Origin of the sequence: Pseudoalteromonas sp. Z1A8, from assembly GCF_011378855.1 — a bacterium.
Classification (GTDB): Bacteria; Pseudomonadota; Gammaproteobacteria; order Enterobacterales; family Alteromonadaceae; genus Pseudoalteromonas.
In genome coordinates this window covers 1-16,030 of record NZ_WTLB01000003.1, presented here as the reverse complement: position 1 = coordinate 16,030, position 16,030 = coordinate 1, and the positions used below count along the sequence as shown (strand labels likewise).

Genomic DNA, 16,030 nt, shown 5'->3' with positions numbered 1-16,030 from the left:
GTAAACATGATGAAATTCTCGATATTAGTCTGTGATGATTCAACAGTCGCCCGTAAACAAGTCGTGCGGTGTTTAAATGAATGTATAGACGCAGAAATACAACAAGCTACAAATGGGGCGCACGCTCTAGAACTTTTACGAGCACAAAGCTTTGATTTATTGTGCTTAGATCTCACCATGCCTGAAGTTGATGGTATACAAGTGCTCGAGACTATAAAAACAGAAAAAATAGAGTGCTTTGTTTTAGTTATTTCTGCCGATATACAAGAAAAAATGAAGCAACGAGTCGCCCAACTTGGCGCAATTGATTTTATTGATAAACCTATTAACAAATCAAGCTTGAATGAAATATTGCATAAATTTGGCATTCATTAGGTTTTTTCATGTTTAAAAAGGCTGTTTTATCTTTTAATTTAGGGTTGACAGCATAGCCTTTGTTAAGGCAGTCTTAACATATGAAAACAATTAATCGCGTACTGACCATTATTATTACAACCATCATTCTTACTGGATAGTGGCATAGGTCGGTGCAACAAATTTAAAGGCCTGTGTTCACTTAGAACACAGGCCTTTTTTCGTTTTATGGGATGAGGAACATAAACAATGCGAGTTTTAAAATTTGGTGGGTCTTCGCTTGCCGACTATGCATGCTTACAACAGGTAGCTCAGCTAGTTAAAGCACAATTAAAAGATGAAATGCTTTTGGTACTTTCTGCTCCCGGTGGAATGACCGATTCCTTAGTTGCACTTGCAAGTGCTGCAGAGCAAGGGTTAGATTTTAGTCAACAATGGCAAGCATTGGTAAGCCGCTGTGAAGGTTTGAAAGCTAACGTTGAAGAAAGTGGTGCGGTAGTTGCACACTGGCCAAATTTGGGTGAGCTTAAAAATAAACTAGATGGCGTATCACTTATACAATGTTGCCCCGATCAAGTTCGCGCATTTGTAATTAGCTTTGGAGAGCGCGTTAGTGTTTCTTTAATGCAGGCTTTATTGAACTCGCACGATGCAAGATACTTAGAAGCAACAAGCTGTATCGCTTCAACTGGCGGTTATATCGACGCCGAGGCTGATTTAGTAACAAGTAAAGCTCGCTTTCAAGCTGTGCTTAAAGAAAACCCTGCAACTATTTATATCATGCCTGGTTTTACAGCGAGTAATGATAAAGGTGAGCTTACAACGCTTGGCCGTAATGGCTCAGACTACTCAGCAGCAATTGCAGCAGCATGTTTAGAAGCTGAAATTTGCCAAATTTGGACTGACGTTGATGGCGTATATAGCGCTGACCCTCGTTACATCAAAAAAGCGACTAAAGTAGATTTTTTATCTTATAAAGAAGCGATGGAGCTTTCTTACTTTGGTGCAAAAGTACTTCACCCTAAAACAATACTGCCGTGTGCTAAAGCGGGTGTGCCGTGCGAAATTAAAAATACACATAATCCAGACGCACAAGGTTCATTAATTGGTAACGATTATTCGTCAGATGAGCCAGTAAAAGCGCTTTCGAGCTTACAAGACCTTGCAATGCTAACTGTTTCAGGCCCAGGTATGAAAGGTAAAGTGGGCATGGCGTCTAAGGTATTTAATGCACTTGCTCACGATAACGTATCAATAGTATTAATTACACAGTCATCATGTGAATTTAGCATTAGCTTTTGTGTACATGAAACTGATTTAGCACTTGCACTCGATGCGCTACAAACTGCGTTTGAACTAGAGTTACAAGCTGGACTTATTGAACCTGTACAAGTACAGCGCAATTTAGCGATTGTTACGTTAGTAGGTGATAACATGCGCGCGCATCGTGGTTTAGCAGCTAAGTTTTTTGCATCGCTTGCACAAGCTCAAGTAAACATTGTTGCCATTGCGCAAGATTCTACTGAAAGTGCTATTTCAGCCGTGATTGACGGCGAACTGTGTAACGACGCAGTTAAAATATGCCATGAAAACTTCTTTACGCATGTGCCATCAATTGATGTGTTTTTACTAGGTTGTGGCTTAGTAGGGCAAGAGCTTATTAATCAGCTTGAGCGCCAACAAGCGTGGCTAGAAAAACGTAATATTAAACTTAACTTGTATGGTGTTGCTAACTCTCGTCAATTACACCTAGATAGTGAAGGCATTGCTTTTAGTGATTGGCAGCAAAAATTGGCCTCATCTGAGCAGGCGTTTGATTTAAAACTAGTAGAGCAATTTGTTAAACAAAATCATTTAGTAAATCCTGTGCTTGTTGACTGTACATCGTCGGATGCACTTGCTGCGCAATATGTAGACTTTTTAAATGCGGGCTTTCATGTGGTTGCTGCCAATAAAAAAGCAACAACGAGCTCATACACGTATTACCAAGATTTAATTGCTGCAACACAAAAAAATAATCGCAAATTTTTATACGAAACTAACGTAGGTGCAGGCTTACCAGTAATCGACAACTTACAGTCATTATTTGGTGCCGGTGATGAGTTATTAGAGTTTAGCGGTATTTTATCAGGTTCACTTTCGTATATGTTTGGCGCACTTCAAGATGGTTTATCACTTTCTGAGGCAACTATTAAAGCCAAAGAAAGTGGCTTTACTGAGCCAGATCCTCGTGATGATTTATCGGGTACCGATGTAGCACGTAAGTTATTGATCATTGCTCGCGAAGCCGGTATGAAATTAGAGCTAAGCGATATTGAAGTTGAGTCTGTATTACCACCAGGTTTTGCACAAGGTGATAGCGTTGATGAGTTTATGGCAAAACTACCAAGCTTAGATGCTGATTTTAACGACCGTATCAAAAGCGCTGCGAGTGAGGGTAGGGTACTTCGCTATGTAGGCACAATTAAAGAAGGCCACTGTAAAGTAGGTATTGAAGCGGTAGATGCAAAGCATGCGCTTAGTGTCATTCGTGATGGTGAAAACGCACTGGCCATTTTAAGCCAATACTACCAGCCACGTCCGTTTGTAATTCGTGGTTATGGCGCCGGCTCGGAAGTAACAGCCGCGGGTGTATTTGCTGATATTTTAAAAACGTTATCGCGCTAGGAGCTCGTTATGATTGAAGTATATGCTCCGGCGTCTATTGGTAATTTTGCAGTGGGTTTTGATGCACTTGGCGCAGCGCTTGCGCCAATTGATGGCAGTTTGTTAGGTGATGTAGCCGTTGTAAGCGCAGCACCAAGCGACGAATTTATTTGCACAGGCGAGTACGCTCATAAGTTACCAAGTGATGCGAATGAGAATTTAGCGTACCAGTGTTTAGTGCATTTTAGAGCGCATGTTGCGCCTACTATGCCAAGCGTAAAGCTCGAGCTTAAAAAGAACTTACCAATTGGCTCAGGGCTTGGCTCTAGTGCATGTTCGGTCGTGGCTACTTTTGCTGCCCTTGATAAGTTTGCAAAAACTCATTTAAGTCAGGTTGAGCTTATTGAGCTTATGGCTGACTTTGAAGCTGTAGTGAGCGGTGGTCGCCATTACGACAACATTACGCCATGTTATTTAGGTGGTTTGCAATTAACCGGTGATTTAATCCCTGATAAATCGATTGCACTGCCTGTTGATGAAAACTGGTACTACGTTGCTGCGTTTCCTGGTTTTTCGCTAAATACAGCAAAAGCGCGCTCTGTTTTACCAAAAGAGTTGAGCATGCATGCAAGTGTTGAGTTTGCTCAGCGTTTGTCGGCATTTAGTAGCTTGCTGTTAACTAATCGTTTTGACGATGCGCTAAGCATAATGAAAGATGAAATAGCAGAACCTTACCGCGCACCGCTTATAAAAGGCTTTAGTGAAGCCAAAGCAAGCTTGCCAGCGCTGGGCGCTGAAATAGTCAGTATTTCGGGCGCAGGACCAACCTTATTTAGTGTGTGTAAAACACTTGAAGCTGCACAGCAATGCGCGCAGTGGTTAGAAACCAATTACATTAACGAGCAAGGCTTTTGCCACATTTGTAAATTAGATAACGACGGCACGCGTCAATTAACAGTTTTATAGGATAGGTAGTCATGCAATTACATAATTTAAAAGATAGCTCACAAAAAGTGTCGTTCGTTGAAGCCGTAAAAACAGGTTTGGGTCGTAATCAAGGTGTGTTTTTCCCTGAATCCCTTGCCCCACTGTCCGATGTTGATGCATTGCTTGATATGGACTTTGTTACACGCAGTGGTAAAATATTATCTCACCTAATTGGTGATGAGCTGCCAAGCGACACTGTGGCACAAATGGTTAAAAATGCATTTAACTTTCCAGTTAAGCTGGTGGAAGTTGAAGAGAATACATACTGCTTAGAGTTGTTTCATGGTCCTACACTTGCGTTTAAAGACTTTGGTGGTCGCTTTATGGCAGAGTGTTTAACGCAGTTTAACAAAGACGAGAAAGTAACTATTTTAACAGCAACATCGGGCGATACCGGTGCAGCTGTAGCGCATGCTTTTTACAATAAACCAAATATCGATGTTGTTATTTTATACCCTAAAGGCAAAATTTCACTTGCTCAGCAAAAGCTATTTACTACGCTAGGTAACAATATTCATTGTTACGCAGTTGAGGGCAGCTTTGATGATTGCCAAGAGCTAGTTAAAAATGCCTTTTTAGATGAAGAAGTTAAATCAACACTTGGGCTTAACTCAGCTAATTCAATTAATATTAGCCGTTTAGTTGCTCAGGTTTGTTACTACTTTGAAGCCATCGCACAGCTACCAAAAGAAAAACGCGCAACAGCACATATATCAGTACCTAGTGGTAACTTTGGTAATGTGTGCGCCGCAATGATTGGTGCGGTTATTGGTTTACCTGTTGGCAAATTAAGTGCAACAACAAATCAAAATGATACTGTGCCGCGCTTTATGCTTGATAAAAACTGGACGCCAAACGCAACGCTTGAGTCGCTTTCAAATGCGATGGATGTAAGTAAGCCAAACAATTGGCCGCGTGTACAAACAATGTTAGATAATAACTGGTTTAGCTACGATAATTTTTATTCAACAAGCGTAAACGAGCAAGACACGCAAGCCGTGATGAAAAAAATTCAACAAACTGGCTATGTTGCGGAGCCTCATACTGCTATTGCTTACCAAGGTCTTGTTGAAAATCGGGCACCTGGTGCAGCGGGTATCTTTTTAGCGACAGCTCATCCTGCTAAGTTTAAAGAAAGCGTAGAGGGTATTCTAAATATTGAATTAGGTATGCCAAAACCACTTGCTGATGCACTAGCAAAACCATGCCTAGCAAGCGATATGAACGCCGATTACGACGAGTTACGTACCGAAATGCTCGCTAAATTAGGCTAAGTTAAATTAAAAGGAAAAGCGGCTTGAGCCGCTTTTTTTATAACTTTATACGGATGAATACACTTAGTTATATTTACTAATTAAATGTAGTGAATATAATTCATTTAAAATTATTATGGCTTTATAAAAAAATATCATCTTAAAAGAGCTGTGAAATAGTTTCAATCCCTGTTTAAATATCCTCAACTTAAGAGCGTAGGCAAAGAGTCGTTTAAAGCGTACAATAAAGCCTCTAAAAAACACCATACACGTTGCCCTAGGAGACCCCAATGTTAGAACGTAGCATGAATATTTCGGATTTTGATCCAGAGTTATTTGACGCGATAACCAAAGAAACTGCTCGCCAAGAAGAGCATATCGAACTAATCGCTTCAGAAAACTACTGTAGCCCACGCGTACTAGAAGCGCAGGGTTCACAGCTTACAAACAAATACGCAGAAGGTTACCCAGGCAAACGTTATTATGGCGGTTGTGAGCATGTAGATGTTGTTGAGCAATTAGCAATTGACCGTGCTAACGAATTATTTGGTTCTGACTATGCTAACGTACAGCCACATGCTGGTTCGCAAGCAAATGCGGCTGTTTTTCTAGCATTGTTAGATGCAGGCGATACTGTATTAGGTATGAGCTTAGCTCATGGTGGTCACTTAACTCACGGTTCTCACGTAAGCTTCTCTGGTAAGCTTTACAATGCAATTCAATACGGACTAGATGAAGCAACGGGCGAAATTGATTACGCACAAGTTGAAGCGCTAGCACTTGAGCATAAACCAAAAATGATTATTGGTGGTTTCTCAGCGTACTCAGGTATTGTTGATTGGGCTAAGTTCCGTGAAATTGCTGATAAAATAGGTGCTTACCTGTTTGTTGATATGGCTCACGTTGCCGGCTTAATTGCGGCAGGCGTTTACCCAAGCCCAGTTCCTCATGCACACGTTGTAACAACAACTACGCATAAAACACTTGCAGGCCCTCGTGGTGGTTTAATTATTTCTGCATGTGGCGACGAAGCTATTTACAAAAAGCTTAATAGCGCTGTTTTCCCTGGTGGCCAAGGCGGTCCTTTATGTCATGTTATTGCAGCAAAAGCAGTGGCATTTAAAGAAGCACTTCAACCAGAGTTTAAAGTATACCAAACACAAGTTGTTAAAAACGCAAAAGCAATGGTTGCAGTTATGCAAGAACGTGGCTACAAAATCGTATCTGACAAAACTGAAAACCACTTATTCTTACTTGATTTAATCGACAAAGATATCACTGGTAAAGATGCGGACGCTGCCCTAGGCAACGCTAACATCACAGTTAATAAAAACTCAGTGCCAAACGATCCACGCTCACCGTTTGTAACATCTGGTTTGCGTATTGGTTCTCCTGCTATCACTCGTCGTGGTTTTAAAGAAGAAGAATCAAAAGAGCTTGCTGGCTGGATTTGTGACGTACTAGATAACATCACCGATGAATCTGTACAGGCGCAAGTTAAAGAAAAAGTAAAAGCTATTTGTGCAAAATTACCTGTATACGCTTAATTGCATAAGCAGCAGTAATTTAGATCACAACTGTTTAGTTTTTTGCTAAGATAAAAGGCCGCTATTTAGCGGTCTTTTTTGTTTTAAAACGGAAGTACCGAGTTATGCATTGTCCATTTTGTACCGCAAAAGATACTAAAGTAATTGACTCACGCCTTGTTGGCGGAGGCCATCAAGTTCGCAGACGTCGTGAATGTAACGATTGCCACGAGCGCTTTACTACATTTGAAGGCGCTGAACTGGTTATGCCTCGCGTTGTTAAGCAAGATGGCAGCCGGGAACCGTTTAACGAAGATAAGCTTTTAAATGGCTTAAACCGCGCACTCGAAAAACGCCCAGTAAGTACCGAGCAAGTAGATGAAGTTGTAAATATAATAAAATCACAACTACGCGCAACGGGTGAGCGAGAAATTTCAAGCCATTTGGTGGGCGAATGTATTATGGAAGCACTTAAAAAACTCGATAAAGTTGCGTACGTAAGATTTGCTTCTGTTTATCGCTCGTTTGAAGATATACGCGAATTTGGCGAAGAAATTGCCCGCTTAGGGGAGTAATAAATGCAAAGCCAAACTATTTTTACCGAACATGACGAAATGTATATGGCACGCGCCATAGCACTTGCCAAAAAAGGGCGGTTTACTACAACACCTAATCCTAATGTTGGCTGTGTATTAGTTAAAAATAATCAAATAATTGGTGAGGGTTTTCATCAATTAGCAGGCCAAGGGCACGCTGAAGTAAACGCGTTAGCTATGGCGGGGAATAATGCACAAGGTGCAACGGCTTATGTAACGCTTGAACCGTGTAGTCATTATGGGCGTACGCCACCGTGTGCTGAAGGTTTAAAAGCCGCAGGGGTAGTAAAAGTTATTGCCGCTATGGTTGATACAAACCCACAAGTTGCAGGTAAAGGTCTTAAAATACTGAGCGATGCCGGTATTGACGTTGCTTATGGGTTACTCGAATCACAAGCTCGCGCACTTAACATTGGCTTTTTTAAGCGAATGGAACAAGGCTTACCTTATGTGACCTGTAAAATGGCAGCAAGCATAGATGGTAAAACAGCGCTTAAAAATGGGCAAAGTAAGTGGATCACAAGTCCCGCTGCTCGCCAAGACGTACAATTATACCGAGCGCAAAGCTGCGCTATTTTAACAGGTGCAGATACTGTATTAGTAGACGATGCTAAACTTAACGTGCGACTAAGCGAGTTGCCTTGCACGTTACCTACCGATTTACCACTTCGTCAACCGGTGCGTGTTATAATTGACTCTCAAAATCGCTTAACACCTGACCTTGCTTTATTTAAAATCCAAAGTGATGTAATTATATTTACCACTAAGGTTGATAAATTCCTGCAATGGCCGCATTTTGTAAAGCATATTGAAGTAAGTGAAAGTAACGGTAAAGTTGATTTACAGGCTGTTTTAGAAAAGCTTGGGCAACTGCAGTTTAATAATGTTTGGCTTGAGAGCGGAGCAACACTTGCTGGTAAAATGACAGAGCTTGATTTAGTTGACGAGTTTGTTTTTTATTTGGCGCCTAAATTAATGGGCCATGATGCAAAAAGTTTAGTTAATTTTCCTGAATTGACGAGTATGCAAAACACCGTTGATTTAACATTTAATGAATGTGCGCGCATTGGTGACGATTTACGTATCACCGCGTTAAAAGCTCATTAAAACCACTTAATAAAAAAGAGTAGCGCTATGTTTACTGGAATAATAGAAGCCACAGGCAAAATTGCTTTATTACAAAAAAAACAAGGCGACTTAGCTATTCGCATTCAAAGTGCTGATCTTGATATGAAAGATGTAAAGCTAGGCGACAGCATTGCAACTAATGGCGTTTGCTTAACCGTAGTTGATAAACATATTGACGGCTTTAGTGCTGATTTATCTAACGAGACGATTGGTTTAACCGGTTTTGCTCACTATGCTTTAGGGCAAACGGTTAATCTTGAAAAAGCCATGCAACCTGTTTCGCGTTTAGGCGGTCATTTAGTATCAGGTCATGTTGATGGCATTGCGACTATCACAAGTATTGCAGCAAATGCTCGAGCTACAGAATACTGGCTTACAACTGACGAAAATTTAATGAAATACATTCCGTACAAAGGTTCGGTATGTATTGATGGTATAAGCCTGACAGTAAACGCTGTAGAAGGTAATAAATTCAAATTAACAATTGTCCCACATACGAGTGAGCAAACCACAATTGCTCACTTTAAAGTAGGTACTCAGGTTAATTTAGAAGTCGATCAAATTGCACGTTATTTAGAGCGCCTTATAAAAGGTGCGGAGCAACCAACGGGCTCTGATATTTCGATGAGCTTACTCGCTAAAGCGGGTTTTATTAAATAACGAAACTGATAACTTACACGAGCAAATTTATGAATTTACACAGCGCACAAGAAATCATCGATGATATTAAAGCCGGTAAAATGGTTATTTTAATGGATGATGAAGATAGAGAAAATGAAGGCGATTTAATAATAGCTGCTGAGCATATTAGCGCACAAGCTATTAACTTCATGGCTACCCATGGCCGTGGTTTAATTTGTTTAACCATGACGCAAGATCGTTGCGAGCAACTTGATTTACCGTTAATGGTTAAAAACAATGGTGCTGCATTTTCGACTAACTTTACAATGTCGATAGAAGCATCAAAAGGTGTTACAACTGGTATTTCTGCTGCTGATAGAGCGCGCACAGTGCAAGCGGCTATAGCAAAAGGCGCAGTGCCAACTGATATTGTTCAGCCTGGTCATATTTTTCCAATTATGGCACAACCTGGTGGCGTATTAACTCGCGCAGGACATACTGAAGCTGGCTGTGATTTAGCACGTTTAGCTGGGCTTGAAGCATCATCAGTTATTGTTGAAATACTCAATGCTGACGGCACCATGGCGCGTCGCCCTGATTTAGAAGTGTTTGCGAAAGAGCACGATATTAAAATTGGTACTATTGCTGACTTAATTGAATACCGTAACTTAAATGAAACGACAATTGAACAAGTTGCAAAATGTAAGTTGCCTACTGTTCACGGTGAGTTTGATTTAGTGACTTATAAAGACACAATTGACGGCCAATTACATTACGTATTGCTTAATGGCGACATAAAAGAGCAAGAACCGACAAATGTACGTGTACATTTGCAAAGCACTTTTAACGATATCCTACTTTCAGACAGAAGTGCTGACCGCAGCTGGGGCCTTTCTGAGGCAATGGCTTATATTGCTAAAAATGAAGGTGCTTTAGTTATTTTAGGTAAGCAGGAAAGCACTGAAGAGTTAGAGGCAACTGTAAAAGCATTCGCAGCAGCTGATGCTGGCGAAAGCGTTACGCCACGTAAATTCAAAGGTACATCTCGTACTGTTGGCGTAGGTTCGCAAATACTTGCAGATCTGGGAATTAAACAGATGCGCTTAATGAGTCGCCCTAAAAAGTATCATGCACTTTCGGGCTTTCATTTAGAAGTTGTTGATTACATTGAGCCACAATAAGCATCACGCTTAAACTAGGCTATTATTTTATTTTTATGGTATGATGCGCAGCAATTTTTGCGCAATCGCAACCGCTTAAACTTATTTTTAGGGTTATCAAATGAAAATTATTGAAGGTAATAAGTACGCTCCAGGCAAGAAATTTGCCATTGTCATTTCTCGTTTTAATGACTTTATTGGCAGCAGCCTCCTTGCAGGTGCTGTTGATGAGCTAAAACGCACTGGCGGCGTATCTGATGACGACATTACCGTTATTTATGTACCAGGCGCGGTAGAATTACCTTTAGCGGCTAAACGCGTTGCGGAAAAAAAAGAGTATGATGCAATCATCGCATTAGGCGTAGTGATCAGAGGTGGTACACCACACTTTGACCTAGTTGCTGGCGAATCAAACAAAGGTCTTGCGCAAGTATCACTTGAGTATGATATCCCGGTTGCATTTGGCGTATTAACCACAGAAAGCATTGAGCAAGCAATTGAGCGTGCTGGCACCAAAATGGGCAATAAAGGCGGCGAAGCTGCTTTAGGCGCGCTTGAAATGGTTAATGTGTTAGATAAAATTTAAGTTTAAGGAATTTTTGTGAAACCAGCAGCAAGACGTAAAGCACGTATCTTAGCACTCCAAGCCGTTTATTCTTGGCAAATAAGTGGCAATTTAATTGCCGATATCGAACAACAAATGTTGATCGAAACAGACGTTACTAAAATTGATGTTGAATACTTTAAAGATCTAGCGACAGGTGTTGCTGTAAATTATAAGCAACTAGACGAAGCTGTATCACCACATTTAACACGTCCGTTTAATGACTTAGATATGGTTGAGCGCGCAATTTTACGTTTAAGCAGCTATGAGCTTAAATTCCGTGACGATGTACCTTATAAAGTTGCTATCAACGAAGGTATTGAGCTGGCCAAAATATTTGGCGCTGAAGACAGCCATAAATTTGTAAACGGTGTACTTGATAAAGCTGTTAAGCATTTACGCAAGTAAGTAATCCGTTAAAGAGGGGAGCCGGCATAGGCCGGCTTTTTTGTGTATGAAGGAATTTGAATTAATTAACCGTTACTTTAAAGGTCGCGGGATCACCCGCCGTGATGTAAACCTAGGTATAGGGGATGATTGCGCTTTAGTAACCGTTCCACAAAACTGCCAACTTGCCGTTACAACAGACACTCTTGTTGCTGGCGTACACTTTTTTGATGATATTTCCCCTCGTGCATTAGGCCACAGAGCGCTTGCTGTTAATTTAAGTGATTTAGCGGCCATGGGCGCTGAGCCAACGTGGGTTTCAGTTGCGTTAACTTTGCCAAGTATTGACCCACAGTGGATTGAAGAGTTTACTGATGGCATGCATGAGATTGCTGAATATTTTAATGTGCAGATTATAGGTGGCGATACTACTCAGGGTCCATTAACCATCACTATTTGCGCAAAAGGGACTGTACCCGAAGGTACTGCACTTCGCCGTAGTGGCGCAAAAGTGGGTGATTGGATTTATGTTACGGGTCCGCTAGGTGACGCTGGACTTGCAATTGAGTCTCGCAAACAAGGTATAAGTATTGAGCCAGAGCATTTAAAGTACGTAAATAAACGCTTTGATTTTCCAACTCCCCGAGTTGCTGCAGGGCAGGTATTACGAGGCCTTGCATCATCCGCTATTGATGTATCGGATGGTTTAATCGCTGATTTAAGCCATATACTTGATATGTCGCAAGTAAATGCAGTGGTCAATATTGAAAGTATTCCGACTTCAGATGCAATGAAAGCAAGCCTTGATTTTAATCAGCAGCTTCCATTTATTCTAAGTTACGGTGATGATTACGAATTAATTTTTACTGTACCTGATAGCAATAAAAGTATGTTAGATATAAAACTACGCCAGTATGGGGTAGATGCAACATGCATAGGCCAAATTAAGAGTGGCGATGGCCAAATTGAGCTTTTACACAACGGTGAAAAGTTTGATTTTGAACCGCAGGGTTTTGAGCATTTTGCAAAGGAGCTGGTTTGAACAATAACCGCAAGTTTAATTTAAAGCGTCCACACCAGTTTTTTGGTCTGGGCTTTGGTACTGGGTTAGCCCCTAAAGCACCTGGTACATTTGGTACATTTGCTGCACTACCATTTATTTTTATGACTATGTATTACCCACTATGGCTGCAAATTGTGTTTGCCGTAGTGATCAGTATATTTGGTATATGGGCGTGTGGTAAAACGGCTGATGATTTAGGCGTGCACGATCATCCTGCTATTGTATGGGATGAAGTGGCGGGTTATTACATTACCATGATTGGCGCAGCACTTAGCTGGCAAACATTACTCGTAGGTTTTTTGTTATTTCGCTTTTTTGATATAGCAAAACCCGGCCCAATCCGTATGCTAGACAAGCGAGTACATGGTGGTTTAGGTATAATGGCCGACGATATACTTGCGGGTATTTTTTCGCTTATATGTTTACAAGCGTTAATAAAAGTGGGTTTATTGCCCTTTTAATTTTTATATTTGATTTGTTTAACTAGGTGGCAGCAATATGATGCGATTTTTACTGGTTTGTGTACTTATGTTGTGCGCGACGCCAAGTTGGGCTTCAATTACTGATTACGTAGTTAAGCAATGGAATATAAAAGATGGTTTGCCATCACAATCGCTTAAAAGCGTAGTACAAGACCAGCAAGGATATATGTGGCTTGGTACTCAATTTGGTTTAAGCCGTTTTGATGGTACAACATTTACAAACTACAACACGCAAAATAGCCCATTCTTGCCTAGTAATGGGGTTAATAAGCTTTTAGTCGATTCTAGTGGCTTGTTATGGGTAGGTACTAAAAGTGGTTTGGTGGTTATTAACCCTGCCACATTTGCAGCACAAGAATTTAATATCAAAGGTCCTGTAAGAGATATTCTTGAGGACTCTAAAGGCAGTATATGGATTGCGGCCAACGGCTTATACTATGTAGATAGAGGGCAAGTTGATTTACGCACTGAAGTAAATGGCCCCCTACCTATTGTTAATGCTACCGTAATTACCCAAATTGTGGGCTCTGTTAGCCAAATGGCACTCTCTCCTGAAGGTATTTGGCTGGTTAACGATCGTCATTTATTACGCCTTACAAAAAACTCATCTGATTTTTCTAAACTACGTTTAGAGCTTACCGCAAAAATATCGTTACCAGAGCGCTTAGCGCAAACCATAGTGCACGATTTATCATTTTTAAATGGTAATTTGTATATAGCTTCTGAGCTAGGTGCATACTTTTTAGATTTGGATGACGAGCTAAGACCTTTTCCTTTACCTAATGCAAATAACTCAGCCGTTTATAAGTTTATGAGTGATACCGATGGTGGCTTGTGGGTTTCGACCTATGGACGCTTATTATTCAGAGATAAAACCGGTGAGTGGCAGTGGGTTGAGCCTAGCCAGCTTGATCAAAGTATATGGTTTGCTGATATTTTTAGAGATGATAAAAGTAACGTTTGGTTAGCAAGTTTTAGTGAAGGTTTATGGCTTGCTCATGAAGGGCGAGTGGAAAGGCATTCTGCGGTTTCAGATATGACCGAATCTGTTATGGCCATTAGCCAAGCACCCGATGGTAAACTGTGGGTGGCGAATAAAAGCGGCATTGGTTATTTCGATTTAGATAAAAGTTTTATTAATTTAGTCCCAAGTAGTAAATATGGATACGCGTCAGTACACGATCTACAATTTGATGGTGAACGATTATATATAGCTACAGGACGTGGCTTATTTGTTTTTGAAAACAAGACACTCTATACCGTTCCAGGTCGAGCGCTTCGCGATAACCCGGTATTTGCAATAAGTCGCTCTAGTAAAGGCGGTTTTTGGATTGGCACAGGACGCGGTTTATATCGATTAAATTATGCTGGTTTAACGCCTTTTGCCTATAACGCTTTTTTAGGTAGTAAGTTTATTACCTACGTATTAGATAAAACAAACTTTGGTGTGATTGGTACTAGTAAAGGGGCATATTACTTTACAGACCGCGGCATTGAAAAAATTGGCGACCAAACAACACTTGAAAGCGCATACGTAACTAGCGTGCTCCATATAGATGGTGTGGGTATTTTAATCGGCTCTCTTAACGATGGGCTTTTTTACAGAAGTACGCAAGGGCAGTGGCGTCAACTCGATGCAGCTAATGGCTTACCGTATGGGTCTATATTTAGCCTAGAATATGATGAAAAATTAAAGCATGTTTGGGTAAGTACCATGAAAGGTGTTTACAGAATGCCTGTAGAGCAATTTAAAACAGAGATAAAAAGCTTAAAAGTAGAAGAGGTTATTTCATCTTTTGACCGCCAACTCGATGGTAAAGCAAATCAATGTTGTAGTGGACTTGGTCATGATGCGGTAGCAGACACCGGCAATTCTATTTGGTACCCAAGCTTACAAGGTGTTGTTGAAATACCTAAAAATGTTGAGCTATTTGGTGTGCTTGCATTAAAGCCTACAATAGAAACAATAACAACGCCACTTCGTCATTTAACTACCGCTGCGCTTGGTAAAAAACCATCATTAGAAACAGACGAGCGTGATATAACGCTAACTTACACAGCTATTGATTACTATGCACCAAACAGTATTGAATTTAGATATAAACTAAGTGGCTTAGATAGTGACTGGCGCTATGCTAATACGCGACGTGAAGCTATTTATACTAACTTGCCACCAGGCTCGTTTTTGTTTCAATTAGAAGCGAAGCGCCAAGGTGAAGATTGGACTAAAGCGCAAGATGTAGAATACGGTTTTGTAGTGCCTGAGCGCTTTGACGAAACTATTTACTTTAGGCTTTTAATTACCAGTGGTTTTATTTTGCTTTTCTACCTTATTTTTTGGGTGTTTAGAGCGCAAGAGCGTAGAAAACAAGAAGCATTAGAGGGCTTGATCACCGAGCGTACCTTAGAGCTTCGTCAAGCTAATGATAAATTAGGCCAAGTGAATTCACAGCTTAAATTAGTGAGTCACTCAGATGAGCTAACGGGGCTGCGTAGCCGTCGCTTTTTGTTTGATCAACTTCCTAAAGATATTGAGCACTTTCAACGTAATTCACAGTCGCTGCAGGCACAAGGTAAGTCACTGGTCCTGGTAATTATTAACTTTGATAACTTCAGCCGTATTAACGATGCTTATGGCCCAATTGCAGGTGATAGCTGCTTACAGCAAATGGCTGCATTGTTAAACTCGCGTACACAGGGTTCTGACTATGTTGCACGCTGGAGTGGTGATGAGTTTTTACTATTATTACGTGACTTTAAATGTAATAAAATAGACAGCTATGCTTCAGATCTTTGTAAAGTAATAGCGGCTAATTCATTTCAATTACCAAATGGAAAAACAACTAATATCACGGCTTCAATTGGTTGGTCATTCTATCCGTTACCACTTTTGGGTGGGCAGGTAATTAGCTGGGAAACATCTATTAATTTAGCTGATATTTCATTGCACCAAGTTAAAAAGCGCGGTGGTGATGGTGTTGCAAATATTACGTTTGATGATCAGCTTGATGCGTTTGAGTTTGAACAAAATTCTAACGTTGATCAACAATTAGGTATTTTACAAAGCAATGGCCTAGCTGATATTAAAGTGTGGATGCGCTGATCAGCAATATTTAGACATTAAAAAAGGAGCCTAGGCTCTAATGCCGATCATTTAAGAAATAGTTAATAGCACTTGAACGATCTTCTAGGTATGTAAGAATCCGAATTCTTTTGTAGAATT

14 protein-coding genes are annotated in these 16,030 nt (G+C 40.6%); all 14 read left to right on the top strand.

The window, feature by feature from the left end:
• Positions 1 to 6 precede the first annotated feature (6 nt).
• The 14 genes from GQR55_RS01880 to GQR55_RS01815 all read left to right on the top strand — a co-directional run bounded on the left by GQR55_RS01880 (position 7) and on the right by GQR55_RS01815 (position 15,910).
• Positions 7 to 375: a response regulator gene (locus GQR55_RS01880; RefSeq protein WP_166419238.1), complete on the top strand. Its 369-nt coding sequence runs from the start codon at positions 7 to 9 to the stop codon at positions 373 to 375.
• 228 nt (positions 376 to 603) lie between these two features.
• The gene (gene thrA / locus GQR55_RS01875) at positions 604 to 3,021 is read left to right on the top strand and encodes a bifunctional aspartate kinase/homoserine dehydrogenase I (protein ID WP_166419237.1); all 2,418 of its coding nucleotides are present in this window, start codon (positions 604 to 606) and stop codon (positions 3,019 to 3,021) included.
• A gap of 9 nt (positions 3,022 to 3,030) precedes the next feature.
• Entirely contained in the window at positions 3,031 to 3,966 is a 936-nt protein-coding gene (gene thrB / locus GQR55_RS01870; RefSeq protein ID WP_166419236.1) for a homoserine kinase, read from the top strand.
• Positions 3,967 to 3,977: 11 nt separating this feature from the next.
• Positions 3,978 to 5,261 (top strand): threonine synthase, encoded by a 1,284-nt coding sequence (thrC, locus tag GQR55_RS01865; RefSeq protein WP_165727305.1) that lies wholly within the window; start codon positions 3,978 to 3,980, stop codon positions 5,259 to 5,261.
• A 269-nt stretch (positions 5,262 to 5,530) separates the two neighbouring features.
• Positions 5,531 to 6,787 carry a serine hydroxymethyltransferase gene (glyA, locus tag GQR55_RS01860; RefSeq protein ID WP_024589760.1) on the top strand — a complete coding sequence of 419 codons (1,257 nt, stop codon included), beginning with the start codon at positions 5,531 to 5,533 and terminating at the stop codon, positions 6,785 to 6,787.
• A 104-nt stretch (positions 6,788 to 6,891) separates the two neighbouring features.
• Positions 6,892 to 7,341, top strand: a complete 450-nt coding sequence (nrdR, locus tag GQR55_RS01855; protein WP_006794272.1) for a transcriptional regulator NrdR — start codon at positions 6,892 to 6,894, stop codon at positions 7,339 to 7,341.
• Between the two features lie 3 nt (positions 7,342 to 7,344).
• The gene (ribD, locus tag GQR55_RS01850) at positions 7,345 to 8,469 is read left to right on the top strand and encodes a bifunctional diaminohydroxyphosphoribosylaminopyrimidine deaminase/5-amino-6-(5-phosphoribosylamino)uracil reductase RibD (protein WP_166419235.1); all 1,125 of its coding nucleotides are present in this window, start codon (positions 7,345 to 7,347) and stop codon (positions 8,467 to 8,469) included.
• Positions 8,470 to 8,496: 27 nt separating this feature from the next.
• The gene (locus GQR55_RS01845) at positions 8,497 to 9,150 is read left to right on the top strand and encodes a riboflavin synthase (RefSeq protein WP_166419234.1); all 654 of its coding nucleotides are present in this window, start codon (positions 8,497 to 8,499) and stop codon (positions 9,148 to 9,150) included.
• A gap of 29 nt (positions 9,151 to 9,179) precedes the next feature.
• Complete coding sequence (gene ribBA, locus GQR55_RS01840) at positions 9,180 to 10,292, top strand: bifunctional 3,4-dihydroxy-2-butanone-4-phosphate synthase/GTP cyclohydrolase II (RefSeq protein WP_165727309.1); 1,113 nt, start codon at positions 9,180 to 9,182, stop codon at positions 10,290 to 10,292.
• Between the two features lie 100 nt (positions 10,293 to 10,392).
• Entirely contained in the window at positions 10,393 to 10,857 is a 465-nt protein-coding gene (gene ribE, locus GQR55_RS01835) for a 6,7-dimethyl-8-ribityllumazine synthase (RefSeq protein ID WP_166419233.1), read from the top strand.
• A 15-nt stretch (positions 10,858 to 10,872) separates the two neighbouring features.
• Positions 10,873 to 11,283 (top strand): transcription antitermination factor NusB, encoded by a 411-nt coding sequence (gene nusB / locus GQR55_RS01830; protein ID WP_024599862.1) that lies wholly within the window; start codon positions 10,873 to 10,875, stop codon positions 11,281 to 11,283.
• A gap of 46 nt (positions 11,284 to 11,329) precedes the next feature.
• Positions 11,330 to 12,304: a thiamine-phosphate kinase gene (thiL, locus tag GQR55_RS01825; RefSeq protein WP_166419232.1), complete on the top strand. Its 975-nt coding sequence runs from the start codon at positions 11,330 to 11,332 to the stop codon at positions 12,302 to 12,304.
• On the top strand, positions 12,301 to 12,786 hold the full coding sequence (locus GQR55_RS01820) for a phosphatidylglycerophosphatase A (protein WP_024596288.1): 486 nt from the start codon (positions 12,301 to 12,303) through the stop codon (positions 12,784 to 12,786). Before thiL ends, GQR55_RS01820 begins: the two co-directional genes overlap by 4 nt.
• 37 nt (positions 12,787 to 12,823) lie before the next feature.
• Positions 12,824 to 15,910, top strand: a complete 3,087-nt coding sequence (locus GQR55_RS01815) for a ligand-binding sensor domain-containing diguanylate cyclase (RefSeq protein WP_166419231.1) — start codon at positions 12,824 to 12,826, stop codon at positions 15,908 to 15,910.
• The last annotated feature ends 120 nt before the right edge of the window (positions 15,911 to 16,030 follow it).